The organism is Enterobacter cloacae complex sp. P6RS (assembly GCF_014982245.1).
Classification (GTDB): domain Bacteria; phylum Pseudomonadota; class Gammaproteobacteria; order Enterobacterales; family Enterobacteriaceae; genus Enterobacter; species Enterobacter bugandensis.
Map to the genome: position 1 here is coordinate 1 of NZ_JADCLB010000024.1, position 13,706 is coordinate 13,706.

Consider the following 13,706-nt stretch of genomic DNA (forward strand, 5'->3'; position numbering starts at 1 on the left):
CGTTTTCGCTGCGGCGCGGGATGTGCATATTACGCTTTCCCGCTTCAGAGTCAAGCATTTATTTCGCTTTTCCCTGCTGACCCGGCGGCGTGTGTGCCGTTGTTCCGTGTCGGTGGAGGCGCATTATAGGGAGTAATTCCGAAGCTGCAAGGATAAAGTGAAAATTATTTACTAACTGCTCACTTTCCAGGCAAAACGCATCCCAGACCTCAATTTTCGCCTGGTTTTTAAACAAAAACGAGCCGCAAGCGGCTCGTTTTTGCGTTTTGTGACTTACTGCACTGCCACAATACGATCGTCGTTGGCTTCCAGACGGATAACTTTGCCCGGAATCAGTTCTCCGGAGAGGATCTGCTGCGCCAGCGGGTTTTCGATCTGCTGCTGAATCGCACGTTTCAGTGGACGCGCACCATAAACCGGATCGTAACCATTCTCGCTCAGCAGCTTCAGCGCATCGTCGGAGATGTGAATTTCATATCCACGCTCTTCCAGACGTTTGTACAGACGCTGCAGCTGGATCTGCGCAATCGACGCAATGTGTTTCTCACCCAGAGGATGGAATACCACCACTTCGTCAATACGGTTAATGAACTCCGGACGGAAGTTATGGCTCACCACACCGAGCACCAGATCCTTCATATGGCTGTAGTCAAGTTCACCGAAACGTTCCTGAATCAAATCGGAACCCAGGTTCGAGGTCATGATGACGACCGTATTACGGAAATCGACCGTTCTCCCCTGCCCGTCCGTCAGACGACCATCATCCAGCACCTGCAGCAGGATGTTGAACACATCCGGATGCGCTTTTTCCACCTCATCCAGCAGGATGACGGAATAAGGACGCCGGCGCACCGCTTCGGTCAGGTAGCCGCCCTCTTCATAACCAACATATCCCGGAGGCGCACCGACCAGACGCGAGACGGAGTGTTTTTCCATAAACTCGGACATGTCGATACGCACCATCGCATCGTCGCTGTCGAACATAAAGTTTGCCAGCGCTTTACACAGTTCGGTTTTACCGACACCGGTCGGCCCCAGGAACAGGAACGAACCGATCGGGCGATTTGGATCGGAAAGCCCAGCACGGCTACGGCGAATAGCGTTCGAAACCGCTTCAACCGCCTCGTCCTGACCAATCACCCGCTGATGCAGATCCTGCTCCATACGCAGCAGCTTATCGCGTTCGCTTTCCATCATGCGCGCCACCGGAATACCGGTCCAGCGAGCGAGCACTTCGGCAATTTCGGCATCCGTCACTTTATTACGTAACAGACGCATGGTTTTGCCTTCAGACTGCGTGGCGATCTCAAGCTGTTTCTCCAGCTCAGGGATTTTGCCGTACTGCAGTTCAGACATACGTGCCAGGTCACCCACACGGCGAGCCTGCTCAATGGCAATTTTGGCCTGTTCGAGTTCCGCTTTAATGGTCTGCGTGCCAGAGAGGGAGGCTTTCTCAGCTTTCCACTCTTCTTCCAGCTCAGAATACTGGCGCTCTTTATCGTCCAGCTCTTCATTTAGCATATCCAGGCGTTTCTTACTGGCTTCATCAGACTCTTTTTTCAGCGCCTGCTGTTCCAGCTTGAGCTGAATGATGCGGCGGTCGAGTCGGTCCAGTTCTTCCGGCTTCGAGTCAATCTGCATACGAATGCTCGACGCCGCTTCATCGATCAGGTCGATTGCTTTATCAGGCAACTGACGATCGGCGATATACCGATGCGAAAGCGTCGCCGCCGCAACGATGGCCGGGTCAGTAATTTGCACATGGTGGTGCAGTTCATAACGCTCTTTCAGACCACGCAGGATCGCGATGGTATCTTCAACGCTTGGCTCAGCAACAAACACTTTCTGGAAGCGACGTTCCAGAGCGGCATCTTTCTCAATGTACTGACGATACTCATCAAGCGTAGTGGCACCGACACAGTGAAGTTCACCACGCGCCAGCGCAGGTTTCAGCATGTTCCCGGCATCCATTGCGCCGTCAGCTTTACCGGCTCCGACCATGGTGTGCAATTCGTCGATAAACAGAATGACGTTGCCTTCCTGTTTCGACAGGTCGTTCAGCACGCCTTTCAAACGCTCTTCAAACTCACCGCGGTATTTCGCACCGGCCACCAGCGCGCCCATATCCAGCGCCAGTACGCGGCGGCCTTTCAACCCTTCCGGCACTTCACCGTTTACGATACGCTGCGCAAGCCCTTCAACGATGGCGGTTTTACCGACCCCCGGCTCACCAATCAGTACCGGGTTGTTTTTGGTACGACGCTGCAGTACCTGAATCGTACGGCGGATCTCTTCGTCACGGCCGATAACCGGGTCAAGTTTGCCCTGCTCGGCACGTTCGGTCAGATCGACCGTAAATTTCTTCAAAGCCTGACGTTGGTCTTCGGCTCCCTGATCGTTCACGCTTTCACCTCCGCGCATTTTCTCAATCGCCTGAGTCACATTGGCGGTGGTCGCACCGGCAGATTTCAGCAGGTCGGTCAAGGTACCGCGTGATTCAAGCGCTGCCAGAACAAACAGCTCTGACGAAATAAAGTTGTCCCCACGTTTTTGCGCCAGCTTGTCGCAAAGGTTCAGCACGCGCACCAGATCCTGCGACGGTTGAACGTCGCCGCCGGTACCTTCTACCTGCGGTAAACGGCTCAGCGCCTGATCGATAGCGGTGCGTAACTGGCCAGCATTAATGCCAGCAGACGTTAATAAAGGACGTACCGATCCCCCTTCCTGATTCAGCAAGGCGCTCATTAAATGAAGAGGTTCGATGAATTGGTTGTCGTGCCCCAGTGCAAGGGACTGGGCATCGGCGAGAGCAAGCTGGAATTTATTAGTAAGACGATCCAGACGCATAACTCCTCCCATAACAGGTCAAATTTGCTACTGGAGATTAAATGAGGTCATCCCTCAATTATTCAAGGTTAATGACCTGAATTATGTGAAAAGAAAACGGCACGTGCCGGATCGTCTTGATTCTTTAGGTTATATCAGCCAAATAAAACTTGCCATACGACCCGTCGTCTTGTCGCGGCGATAGGAGAAAAAATCACCCTTTTCGGTGAACGTACAGCGATCGCCGCCGAAGATCTGCGTTACGCCAATATTATTCAGACGCTGGCGGGCAAGCTGGTAAATATCCGCCAGATATTTTTCCCCGGCAGGCAGGAAGGCCTCAATGGCTTGCGGATCTTTTTCCATGAATGCTTCGAGAACCTCCGGCCCCACTTCAAAAGCACGAGGGCCAATCGCCGGACCTAGCCAGGCCATGATATTGGCGGGATCATCATTGAAGCAGGCGACGGTCTCTTCCAGCACGCCCTCGCATAAGCCACGCCAGCCCGCGTGCGCTGCTGCTACCTCCGTACCGGCACGGTTACAAAACAGAACCGGCAGACAATCGGCGGTCATTACGGCACAAACCGTGCCCGGCGTATCACTGTAAGAAGCATCGGCGCGTTTGGAAGCGTAAGGTTCTCCCGTCAGCTTCAGTACCGCTTTGCCGTGAACCTGCTCCAGCCAAACCGGCTTCGACGGCAGATTTCCCGCAGCAAACAGACGCGTGCGGTTCTCTTCAACGTGTTCCAGGCTGTCGCCGCAGTGCGCGCCGAGGTTTAAAGACTCCCACGCGCCCTGGCTCACGCCGCCAATACGGGTCGAACTAAAGGCGGCCACGCCTGCAGGCAGCGGCCACTCCGGGACAATCAGTTTGGTCATAACCAGTCCACTTGATCCTTATGTTCTTCGAAATCGGCACGCATGGCATCAATGAGTTCCACCATATCCTGCGGGATAGGGGCATGCCATTCCATCTGGATACCACTGATCGGGTGATAAAGACGCAGCATGGTCGCGTGCAGCGCCTGACGATCGAATTTACGCAGTACGCTGATGAACTCATCCGACGCGCCTTTTGGCGGACGCGGACGACCGCCGTACACCTGATCCCCCACCAGCGGATGGGTAATGTGCGCCATGTGAACGCGGATCTGGTGAGTACGACCGGTTTCCAGGCGCAGGCGCAGACGGGTATGAATACGGAAGTGTTCCATAATGCGATAGTGCGTCACCGCCGGTTTACCCATCGGATGCACCGACATATGGGTACGTTTCGTCGGGTGACGGCTGATCGGCTCTTCTACCGTGCCGCCAGCGGTCATGTGTCCAATCGCCACCGCTTCATATTCGCGAGTAATCTCACGCAGCTGCAGCGACTCCACCAGACGGGTTTGAGCGGGAACGGTCTTCGCCACCACCATCAGACCGGTGGTGTCTTTATCCAGACGGTGAACGATACCGGCACGTGGGACGTCCGCAATCGGCGGATAATAATGAAGGAGTGCGTTAAGTACCGTACCGTCAGGATTCCCTGCGCCCGGATGAACAACCAGGTCGCGCGGCTTGTTGATCACCAGAATGTCATCATCTTCATAGACGATGTCCAATGGGATATCCTGCGGCTCGAAGCGGATTTCCTCTTCGATTTCAGCATTGATGGCAACAGCTTCCCCACCAAACACTTTCTCTTTTGGTTTGTCCCAGATCTTGCCGTTTACCAGCACGCGCTGGTCAAGGATCCATTCTTTTATGCGTGAACGCGAATAATCAGGGAACAATTCGGCCAAAGCCTGATCTAAGCGTTGACCGAGCTGATTTTCGGAGACTGTTGCGGTGAGTTCTACTCGTTGTGCCATAAACTGCTTCTTTGTTTAACGTTGGGTTTTACGGCTTTGCCGTTTAATATAGTGTGCTATTGTAGCTGGTCTTAATCGGGAGCAGGAACAGAGTTTCTCCCGGACAAACATTTGAGGAAAGTCAAAACGTCATGACGCGCATGAAATATCTGGTGGCAGCGGCCACGTTGAGCCTGGCTTTGGTGGGCTGCTCCGGTTCGAATGAACAGGTCCCTGACAATCCGCCGAATGAAATCTATGCGACTGCACAACAAAAGTTGCAGGACGGTAACTGGAAACAGGCGATAACGCAACTGGAAGCGTTGGATAATCGCTATCCATTTGGTCCGTATTCGCAGCAGGTACAGTTAGATCTTATCTACGCCTACTACAAAAATGCCGATCTGCCGCTGGCTCAGGCAACTATCGATCGTTTCATGCGTCTGAACCCGACTCATCCTAACATCGACTACGTCATGTACATGCGCGGCCTGACCAACATGGCGCTGGACGACAGCGCCCTGCAGGGCTTCTTCGGCGTAGATCGCTCCGACCGTGACCCGCAGCATGCGCGCGACGCCTTCAATGACTTCTCCAAGCTGGTGCGCGGCTATCCGAACAGTCAGTACGTGACCGACGCCACCAAACGTCTGGTGTTCCTGAAAGATCGTCTGGCGAAATATGAGTACTCCGTTGCGGAATACTATACCCGCCGTGGCGCATGGGTTGCCGTGGTTAACCGCGTAGAAGGTATGCTGCGTGATTACCCGGATACTCAGGCTACGCGTGACGGCCTGAAGCTGATGGAAAATGCTTACCGTCAGATGCAGATGACCGCTCAGGCTGAAAAAGTGGCGAAAATCATCGCCGCGAACAGCAGCAACACGTGATATCGCTTCAATGCAAAACGGCAGCCCGAAGGCTGCCGTTTTTTTATTCAATTCAGACATCCGCTGAAGCGCTTTAGCCTCAACACATCCCGTCAACTATGACCGTAATTCGTACCTTCCACAAGGTAAATCTCATCTCTTCCTGCCCTGCCTCACAAAAAAGATTCCCTGACAAAAACCGACAAAATAACGTGATCTAAATCACACATTTTGACATTAGGTCGGGTATGCTGGAATCACCAAGACGGAAAGACAAGAGGTAAAATTTATGACAATGAACATTACCAGTAAACAAATGGAAATTACTCCGGCAATTCGCCAGCACGTCGCAGACCGTCTCGCCAAACTGGATAAATGGCAAACTCATTTGATTAATCCACATATCATCCTGTCCAAGGAGCCGCAGGGTTTCATCGCTGACGCAACTATCAATACTCCAAACGGCCATCTGGTCGCCAGCGCAAAACACGAGGATATGTACACCGCTATTAACGATTTGATCAACAAGCTGGAACGGCAGCTCAATAAAGTGCAACACAAAGGTGAAGCCCGTCGCGCCACAACATCGGTGAAAGACGCCAGCTTCGCGGAAGAAGTTGAAGAAGAGTAATCCTTTAAATTGAGTGTACCGCCAACGCGCCTTCGGGCGCGTTTTTTATTGACAGGGTGAAAACAGTACGGGTACTTTAACGGTATCAATCACAGGATGACTTTATGAAACTCACGCCGTTCTTCTTCGCATTCTTTTTTACCTTCCCCTGAACGGGAGGCGTTTCGTCGTGTGATAAAGAATGCGAAGACGAACAACAAGGCCTCCCACACCGGGGGGCCTTTTTTATTGATAACGATAAAATGAGACAGGCAACACTATGACACCGGAAAACCCGTTACTGGATCTGCGCGTAAAAATCAGCGCTCTGGATGAAAAATTACTGGCGCTGCTGGCCGAACGTCGCGCCCTCGCCGTTGAAGTGGGCAAAGCCAAGCTGGACTCCCATCGCCCGGTGCGTGATATCGACCGCGAGCGCGATCTGCTGGAGCGTCTCATCCAGCTCGGCAAAGCGCATCACCTCGATGCCCACTACATCACCCGGCTGTTCCAGCTCATCATCGAAGATTCCGTTCTGACCCAGCAAGCGCTACTCCAGCAGCATCTCAATAAAACCAACCCGCACTCGGCGCGCATCGCCTTCCTCGGGCCTAAAGGCTCCTACTCTCATCTGGCCGCACGCCAGTATGCCGCACGTCATTTTGAAGAGTTTATTGAGAGCGGCTGCGCAAAATTCGCCGATATTTTTAACCAGGTTGAGACCGGCCAGGCGGATTACGCCGTGGTGCCGATTGAAAACACCAGTTCCGGTGCCATCAACGACGTCTACGATCTGCTGCAGCATACCAGCCTGTCGCTGGTCGGCGAGCTGACGATCCCTATCGATCACTGCGTGCTGGTCTCCGGTTCAACGGACCTGAACACGATCGAAACGGTCTACAGCCATCCGCAGCCTTTCCAGCAGTGTAGCCAGTTCCTGAACCGCTATCCGAACTGGAAAATTGAGTACACCGAAAGCACCTCGGCGGCAATGGAAAAAGTAGCGCAAGCCAACTCCCCAACCGTTGCTGCGCTCGGCAGCGAAGCGGGCGGCGCGCTGTATGGCTTACAGGTTCTGGAACGCAATCTTGCTAACCAGACGCAAAACATTACCCGCTTCGTGGTGCTGGCCCGCAAGGCAATCAACGTGTCAGACCAGGTGCCGGCGAAAACCACGCTGCTGATGGCGACCGGCCAGCAGGCGGGCGCGCTGGTAGAAGCCCTGCTGGTGCTGCGCAACCACAATTTGATCATGACCAGGCTGGAATCACGCCCAATCCACGGTAATCCATGGGAAGAGATGTTTTACCTCGATATCCAGGCCAACCTGGAATCTGCATCCATGCAGAAAGCCCTGCGCGAACTGGGTGAAATTACCCGTTCAATGAAAGTGCTGGGCTGCTATCCGAGCGAAAACGTCGTCCCGGTCGATCCAAGCTAGCATTCGATAAAACGGCTTTTCTTCATCCCTGCCACATTAACCGGCAGGGTGAAGACGGCTCCGGAAAGCGGATACTTCGCCACCTCCTCCGCATCCATATTTTCCCGCGTGGTGGTAATGAACAGCGTTTTCATATCATCGCCGCCAAAGCAGACCATCGTCGGGCAACGCACCGGCATGCGGTATTCTTCCAGTTGCTCCCCTTGTGGAGAAAAACGCGCGATACGCCAGCCGTCAAACAGCGCGCTCCAGTAGCAGCCTTCCACATCCATCGCCGCACCGTCCGGTATCCCCTCGCCCTCTTTAAACTGACGAAACACCTCACGCCTGCCGGGTTCGCCCTGCTCGTTAAGCGGCGTGCGGTAAATTACGCCGTTTGGCGTGTCTGAGGTAAACATCCACTGCTTATCCGGGCTAAACGCCAGGCCGTTGTGCCCGTGGATATCGCACTGGATCACCTTCGGCGTCAGGTCGTTGTCGATGCGCATCAGCAGGGCGCCGTTGTAATCTCCCGGCCCCCAGAACGTGCCCGCATAGAAGCGGCCCTGGTGGTCGGTGCCCCCATCATTAAAACGTGCGAGCTGCGGGTTAGAGGGGTTATCACACACCTTGCGCTGCAGGAGCCCATGCTTATCGGCAAGCCAGATGCCGTTGCGCATAGCGACGATAAAACCGCCTCGCTCACGCAGGGCAAAGCAGCCCACCTCTTCGTGGAAGGAAAGCACGGTATGTTCCGCCGTCGACAGGTGGTAGCGGTGGATCTCCCCTTCCAGAATATCCGCCCAGTAAAGCGCATTTTCTTCTGCGCTCCACGTCGGGCATTCGGGCAGATGCCCGGTGTAGTTCAACAGCAGCTGCGGTTCAGCCATGACAGTTCCCCAAAATGAAAAAAGCCAGCATTGCTGGCTTTCAGTATATACATCATTGGATTACTGGCGACTGTCATTTGCCTGGCGCAACAGCGTGCGGCTTTCACTCTGGAAACGCGTGGCGTAATCGCCGAACCAGTGCTCCACTTTGCGGAAGCTGTCGATAAACGCCTGCTTGTCTCCGTGCTCCAGCAGCGTAATGGCTTCGCCAAAGCGCTGATAGTAGCGCTTGATGAGCGCCAGGTTATTTTCAGACGACATGATGATGTCGGCGTAAAGCTGGGGATCCTGCGCAAACAGACGCCCGACCATCGCCAGCTCAAGACGATAGATCGGTGAAGAGAGCGCCAGCAGCTGTTCAAGCTGCACGTTCTCTTCCGCCAGATGCAGGCCGTAGGCAAAGGTCGCAAAGTGGCGCAGCGCCTGAATGAACGCCATGTTCTGATCGTGCTCGACCGCGCTGATGCGGTGCAGCCTCGCGCCCCAGACCTGAATCTGTTCCAGGAACCATTGATAGGCTTCAGGCTGACGGCCGTCGCAGTAAACCACCACCTGCTTTGCCAGGCTGCCGCTGTCCGGGCCAAACATCGGGTGCAGCCCCAGCACCGGGCCCGTATGCGCAGCCAGCATCGCCTGCAGAGGACCGTTTTTAACGGAAGCCAGATCCACCAGAATGCAGTCTTTTGGTAAAGGAGGAAGCTTCCCGATGATCTGCTCCGTCACGTGGATCGGCACGCTGACGATAACCATTCCGGCATCTTTCATCAGTTCCGGTGCTTGTGCCCAGTCCTCTTTTTCCAGAATGCGCACCTGATAGCCAGAAAGCGTCAGCATTTTCTCGAACAGACGCCCCATCTGCCCTGCTCCGCCAACAATTACCACCGGACGCAGGGACGGACAGAGGGTTTTAAAGCCCTTGTCGTTTTCGCTGGAATAGGATTCCCGCATCACGCGACGCAGAACATCTTCAATCAAATCCGGCGAAACGCCCAGCGCCTGCGCCTCTTTACGACGGGAGGCCAGCATTGAGGCTTCGCGCTCCGGGACATAAATCGGCAGGCCGTATTTGCTTTTCACCTCACCGACTTCAGCAACAAGCGCCATGCGGCGTGCCAGCAAGTCCAGCAGCGCCTTATCCACTTCATCAATTTGATCGCGCAGTGCGGTCAATTCAGCAACCATAACTACCCTCTTAAACCAGACGCGTCGCCAGCTGGCCGCTTAAATCTTTATGGATCTCACGCAGCAGCGCATCGGTGGTTTCCCAGCTGATGCAGGCATCCGTCACGGAGACGCCGTGCTTCATCGCGCTGCGCGGCTGTTCTGATGACTGATTACCTTCATGAATGTTGCTCTCAATCATCAGGCCGATAATCGAACGGTTTCCGTCTTTGATCTGTGCGACCACGGATTCCGCAACCGCTGGCTGGCGACGGTAATCTTTATTCGAATTACCATGACTGCAATCTACCATCAGTGCCGGACGCAGTCCCGCCTGTTCCATCTCTTTTTCACACTGCGCCACGTCCGCCGGGCTGTAGTTTGGCGCTTTACCGCCGCGCAGGATCACATGACCGTCCGGGTTGCCCTGCGTTTGCAGCAGGCACACCTGGCCCGCCTGGTTGATCCCAACAAAGCGGTGCGGCATGGCGGCGGCGCGCATGGCGTTGATCGCCGTCGCCAGGCTGCCATCGGTACCATTTTTGAAGCCAACCGGCATCGACAACCCAGACGCCATCTCACGGTGGGTTTGCGATTCAGTCGTACGCGCACCAATTGCGGACCAGCTAAACAGATCGCCCAGGTATTGCGGGCTGTTTGGATCCAGCGCTTCGGTTGCCAGCGGCAGCCCCATGCTGACCAGTTCCACCAGCAGGCGACGCGCAATCTTCAGGCCTGCTTCCACATCAAACGAGCCATCCATGTGCGGATCGTTGATCAATCCTTTCCAGCCAACCGTCGTGCGTGGCTTTTCAAAATAGACGCGCATCACCAGGTAGAGGCTATCGCTGACCTCCTCCGCTAATGCTTTAAATCGACGCGCATACTCAATGGCGGTTTCAGGATCGTGAATAGAGCAAGGACCACAAACCACCAGCAGGCGCGGATCGCGGCCAGCGATAATGTCAGAAATGGTCTGGCGAGAGTGCTCGATCTGAGCCTCCTGCGCGGCGCTCAGCGGAAACTCCGCTTTCAGTTGATCCGGGGTAATCAAAACCTGTTCGTCAGTGATATGTACGTTGTTCAGCGCGTCTTTTTGCATGATAGCGATCCTGTAAAGCTCGTTTGCGATAGTTGTTTTCCTCAGTGAGGTGAAACCACGATACCATAAAAAGTAAACATTTCAATCCAAAATTCGTACACATTAGTTTACATTGACACAATAAAGGCAAAAATCAGCCGCTAAAATCGTAAAGTTTAAATTACAGCCTAAATTTCTCCCGCCAGGCTATGCTGAAGAAAAAGGAGAAGGGTTATGCGATCGATTGCTTTCGTCCTGCTGTCGCTGTTTTTATCGGGCTGCCAGATTAATCCTTACACTTTCCAGCCCAACTGGACGAGCCCGGACTGGTTCAGCGCGGGTAAAGAAGACGCCATAAATGGCCTGCCGGTTAAAGATAACCAGACCCTGGCCGATAGTTTTAACGACCCCCACGTCGATCGTAATGAATATCTTCGCGGCTATGCTGATGGTCAGAAGAAAGTGTGTGAAGAAGGCTTTATTCATGCATGGGGATTAGCGGGCAAATCTTATCCAGCCAGTTGTGATACTGTTGAAAATGCAGCGAAACTGCATGCGTCATGGCAAAAAGGAATGGATGAAAGTATGCGTTCTAGCAGGCTTAATTAAGTCTGCTTTTATTCTTTGGAAAATAAATAACTGTAGGATTTAGCTTAGGTCAGCCATGGGCTATTTCTGGCATAATGACGGTTCTGATAAACAATGGTATTCTGCCCGCAACTCTTAAGGACATCTATTTCCGGAGCGGTACGGCGGATTCTGGTGAGAAATTTATACTTGAACTCTTTGTTCCGACTCACTCTGGTGCTAATGCTGTTCCTTATGGTGGGCCCGGCGATGGCAGGCGCGCTCACGGAAACGGATAAATCGGTACGTTCTATTGTCTCAGGCATAGTGAGCTATACGCGATGGCCGTCGCTTTCCGGTCAGCCTAAACTCTGCATCTATGCCACTTCTCACTATACGCACGCGCTCAGCGAAGACCAGGGGCATAACGAGTTACCTTATACCCCCGTTATTGTACGTAACGATCGGGAAGCCCTGGCCGCGACATGCGATGCTGTTTATTTCGGGACTGAACCACCTGCGAAACAACTTGAATTAATAAGTCAATATCAGGGCAGAGCATTGCTATTAATCTCAGAGCAAAATCCGGAATGTGTTATTGGCAGCGCCTTTTGCCTGATAATCGATCGTGGCCAGGTGCGATTTTCCGTCAATCTGGATGCGTTGACACGCAGTGGTGTCAGGGTTAACCCGGATGTATTGATGCTTGCACGGAATAAGCAGCATGGATAAAGATTTCATCTCGACGCAGCGTCCGACGTTTAAAAGAACGCTGAGGCGAAACAGCATGATAAGCGTCATCATCACAATGACGTTAATATGGCTGTTGCTCTGTTTTGCCTCGGTCGTAACATTAAAACAATACGCGCAAAAAAATCTCGAATTAACCGGCGCCACAATGAGCCACAGCCTTGAAGCCTCCCTGGTTTTCAACGACTCACTGGCGGCCAACGAAACGCTCGCTGCGCTGGGTAAGCAGGGGCAGTTTGCCGCAGCAGAAGTCATCAACGGGCATAAAAAGCGCTTTGCCTACTGGTCCTGGAACCCGAACGATAATAACGACACGCTGGGGGCGCTGGTCAGCCGCTGGCTTTTCCCTGTTCCGGTTGCGCAGCCCATCCTGCACAACGGCGCGAAGATAGGTGAAATACGTCTTACCGCGCGCGACAGCCTTATCAGCCATTTCATCTGGATGTCGTTTGCCGTCCTCACCGGCTGTATTCTTTTTGCAACCGTCGTCGCGCTCACCATTACCCAGTCTCTGCACCGCGGCATGGTCACGGCACTGCAAAATATCACCGACGTTGTGCATGACGTCCGCACCAATCGCAACTTTTCCCGTCGGGTGAAAGATGGGCGCATTGAAGAATTCCATCAGTTTGGAGAAGACTTCAACAGCCTGCTGGACGAGATGGAGGAATGGCAGCTTAAGCTCCAGGCGAAAAACGCTCAGCTGCTTCGTACCGCCATGCACGACCCGCTCACCGGTCTTGCTAACCGCGCTGCGTTTCGTAACAGTATTGCGGCATTAATGAATGACCCCTCGGCAAAAACAAACTCGGCCCTGCTCTTCCTCGACGGTGATAATTTTAAGTTTATTAACGACACCTGGGGACACGCGGCAGGAGACTGCGTGCTGATTGAAGTCGCCAGCAGGATGGTGGAATTTGGCGATAAACGCCACCAGTCCTACCGCCTTGGCGGTGACGAATTTGCCATGGTGCTGTACGGCGTGCATTCTGAACCAGAGGTTCAACACATTTGTGCTGCGCTAGCGCAGCAGTTTATCCGTCCGTTTGATCTGCACAACGGACAAAAAGCATCGATGTCACTCAGCATTGGCTTTGCTCTGGCGTGGGAAAATGCGTCCGTTGAAGCATTACTGGAGAAAGCCGACCGCAATATGTACCAGGTCAAGAACCAGCGTACAAAAACAATAAGTTAGGAAGGAAATTTTATGTTAAAACGTTACTTCGCGCCGTTAGTTATGGCCTCACTGGTTCTGGCAGGCTGTCAGTCACCGCCCCAGGGAAAATTTACTCCTGAGCAAATCGCGGCGATGAAGTCATACGGTTTTAACGAACTGAACGGCGACTGGTCGCTTGGTATGTCGGACACCATTCTCTTTGATAAGAATGACGCCAGACTGCGCCCGGAAAGTGAAACACAGATCCAGTCCATGGCCTCTCGTCTGGCGAAAACTGGCCTGAATCACGCGCGAATGGACGGTCATACGGATAATTACGGTGAAGCAAGCTACAACGAAGCCCTGTCGTTAAAACGCGCCAATGCCGTGGCCGACGCGTGGGCGAAGGGCGCGAATATCCCACGCAGCAATCTCACCACCCGGGGATTAGGCCAAAAATATCCGATTGCGAGCAACAGCACTGCACAAGGGCGCGCTGAAAACCGCCGGGTGTCAGTGGTTATCAGCGCGCCATAGG

General features: G+C 53.6%; 14 protein-coding genes and 1 other annotated feature. Of the genes, 8 read left to right on the forward strand and 6 right to left on the reverse strand.

The annotated features are described in order from the left end of the window. Nucleotides 1-273: 273 nt before the first annotated feature. The 3 genes from clpB to rluD all read right to left on the reverse strand — a co-directional run bounded on the left by clpB (nt 274) and on the right by rluD (nt 4,685). Nucleotides 274-2,847 carry an ATP-dependent chaperone ClpB gene (gene clpB / locus INF73_RS17315; protein ID WP_193542518.1) on the reverse strand — a complete coding sequence of 858 codons (2,574 nt, stop codon included), beginning with the start codon at nt 2,845-2,847 and terminating at the stop codon, nt 274-276. Between the two features lie 129 nt (nt 2,848-2,976). Next, nucleotides 2,977-3,708 (reverse strand): purine nucleoside phosphorylase YfiH, encoded by a 732-nt coding sequence (gene yfiH / locus INF73_RS17320; RefSeq protein WP_193542520.1) that lies wholly within the window; start codon nt 3,706-3,708, stop codon nt 2,977-2,979. Next, the gene (rluD, locus tag INF73_RS17325) at nt 3,705-4,685 is read right to left on the reverse strand and encodes a 23S rRNA pseudouridine(1911/1915/1917) synthase RluD (RefSeq protein ID WP_028014116.1); all 981 of its coding nucleotides are present in this window, start codon (nt 4,683-4,685) and stop codon (nt 3,705-3,707) included. The genes yfiH and rluD overlap by 4 nt, the downstream gene beginning before the upstream one ends. Nucleotides 4,686-4,816: 131 nt before the next feature. On the opposite strand from rluD, the gene bamD reads away from it, so the two are divergent. The 4 genes from bamD (at nt 4,817) to pheA (ending at nt 7,584) form a co-directional block, all read left to right on the forward strand. Then, nucleotides 4,817-5,554, forward strand: coding sequence for an outer membrane protein assembly factor BamD (bamD, locus tag INF73_RS17330; RefSeq protein WP_023308867.1), 738 nt, complete (start codon nt 4,817-4,819; stop codon nt 5,552-5,554). Between the two features lie 268 nt (nt 5,555-5,822). Beyond that, nucleotides 5,823-6,164, forward strand: a complete 342-nt coding sequence (gene raiA / locus INF73_RS17335) for a ribosome-associated translation inhibitor RaiA (protein WP_008502470.1) — start codon at nt 5,823-5,825, stop codon at nt 6,162-6,164. Nucleotides 6,165-6,267: 103 nt separating this feature from the next. Next, nucleotides 6,268-6,393: a sequence feature (Phe leader region), on the forward strand. Next, entirely contained in the window at nt 6,269-6,316 is a 48-nt protein-coding gene (pheL, locus tag INF73_RS17340; protein WP_100249759.1) for a pheA operon leader peptide PheL, read from the forward strand. It overlaps the preceding feature by 48 nt. Before the next feature lie 30 nt (nt 6,394-6,423). Then, a complete protein-coding gene (gene pheA, locus INF73_RS17345; protein ID WP_028014117.1) occupies nt 6,424-7,584 on the forward strand; it encodes a bifunctional chorismate mutase/prephenate dehydratase in 1,161 nt (386 codons plus the stop codon). Here the strand turns inward: pheA and INF73_RS17350 are convergent. The 3 genes from INF73_RS17350 to aroF are packed head-to-tail and all read right to left on the reverse strand — an operon-like array spanning nt 7,581 to nt 10,716. After that, nucleotides 7,581-8,453 carry an SMP-30/gluconolactonase/LRE family protein gene (locus tag INF73_RS17350; RefSeq protein ID WP_193542522.1) on the reverse strand — a complete coding sequence of 291 codons (873 nt, stop codon included), beginning with the start codon at nt 8,451-8,453 and terminating at the stop codon, nt 7,581-7,583. The genes pheA and INF73_RS17350 overlap by 4 nt on opposite strands. Nucleotides 8,454-8,513: 60 nt before the next feature. Beyond that, on the reverse strand, nt 8,514-9,635 hold the full coding sequence (gene tyrA / locus INF73_RS17355; protein ID WP_028014119.1) for a bifunctional chorismate mutase/prephenate dehydrogenase: 1,122 nt from the start codon (nt 9,633-9,635) through the stop codon (nt 8,514-8,516). 10 nt (nt 9,636-9,645) lie between these two features. Beyond that, entirely contained in the window at nt 9,646-10,716 is a 1,071-nt protein-coding gene (aroF, locus tag INF73_RS17360; protein ID WP_045260858.1) for a 3-deoxy-7-phosphoheptulonate synthase AroF, read from the reverse strand. Between the two features lie 213 nt (nt 10,717-10,929). Here aroF and INF73_RS17365 point away from each other — a divergent pair, with 213 nt between their 5' ends. The 4 genes from INF73_RS17365 (at nt 10,930) to INF73_RS17380 (ending at nt 13,705) form a co-directional block, all read left to right on the forward strand. Further along, nucleotides 10,930-11,304, forward strand: coding sequence for a DUF2799 domain-containing protein (locus tag INF73_RS17365; protein WP_041908636.1), 375 nt, complete (start codon nt 10,930-10,932; stop codon nt 11,302-11,304). A gap of 228 nt (nt 11,305-11,532) precedes the next feature. Continuing rightward, nucleotides 11,533-11,994: a YfiR family protein gene (locus INF73_RS17370; RefSeq protein ID WP_370567542.1), complete on the forward strand. Its 462-nt coding sequence runs from the start codon at nt 11,533-11,535 to the stop codon at nt 11,992-11,994. Continuing rightward, nucleotides 11,987-13,207, forward strand: coding sequence for a diguanylate cyclase DgcN (gene dgcN, locus INF73_RS17375; protein WP_193542524.1), 1,221 nt, complete (start codon nt 11,987-11,989; stop codon nt 13,205-13,207). Before INF73_RS17370 ends, dgcN begins: the two co-directional genes overlap by 8 nt. Before the next feature lie 12 nt (nt 13,208-13,219). Further along, on the forward strand, nt 13,220-13,705 hold the full coding sequence (locus tag INF73_RS17380) for an OmpA family protein (RefSeq protein ID WP_028014123.1): 486 nt from the start codon (nt 13,220-13,222) through the stop codon (nt 13,703-13,705). Nucleotide 13,706 lies beyond the last annotated feature (1 nt).

Coding starts and splice junctions, on each gene's coding strand:
- INF73_RS17370 (WP_370567542.1), top strand. CDS start 11,533: ATGGCAGGCGCGCTCACGGAAACGGATAAATCGGTACGTTCTATTGTC.
- rluD (WP_028014116.1), bottom strand. CDS start 4,685: ATGGCACAACGAGTAGAACTCACCGCAACAGTCTCCGAAAATCAGCTC.
- INF73_RS17365 (WP_041908636.1), top strand. CDS start 10,930: ATGCGATCGATTGCTTTCGTCCTGCTGTCGCTGTTTTTATCGGGCTGC.
- clpB (WP_193542518.1), bottom strand. CDS start 2,847: ATGCGTCTGGATCGTCTTACTAATAAATTCCAGCTTGCTCTCGCCGAT.
- yfiH (WP_193542520.1), bottom strand. CDS start 3,708: ATGACCAAACTGATTGTCCCGGAGTGGCCGCTGCCTGCAGGCGTGGCC.
- INF73_RS17350 (WP_193542522.1), bottom strand. CDS start 8,453: ATGGCTGAACCGCAGCTGCTGTTGAACTACACCGGGCATCTGCCCGAA.
- aroF (WP_045260858.1), bottom strand. CDS start 10,716: ATGCAAAAAGACGCGCTGAACAACGTACATATCACTGACGAACAGGTT.
- pheA (WP_028014117.1), top strand. CDS start 6,424: ATGACACCGGAAAACCCGTTACTGGATCTGCGCGTAAAAATCAGCGCT.
- INF73_RS17380 (WP_028014123.1), top strand. CDS start 13,220: ATGTTAAAACGTTACTTCGCGCCGTTAGTTATGGCCTCACTGGTTCTG.
- dgcN (WP_193542524.1), top strand. CDS start 11,987: ATGGATAAAGATTTCATCTCGACGCAGCGTCCGACGTTTAAAAGAACG.
- tyrA (WP_028014119.1), bottom strand. CDS start 9,635: ATGGTTGCTGAATTGACCGCACTGCGCGATCAAATTGATGAAGTGGAT.
- raiA (WP_008502470.1), top strand. CDS start 5,823: ATGACAATGAACATTACCAGTAAACAAATGGAAATTACTCCGGCAATT.
- bamD (WP_023308867.1), top strand. CDS start 4,817: ATGACGCGCATGAAATATCTGGTGGCAGCGGCCACGTTGAGCCTGGCT.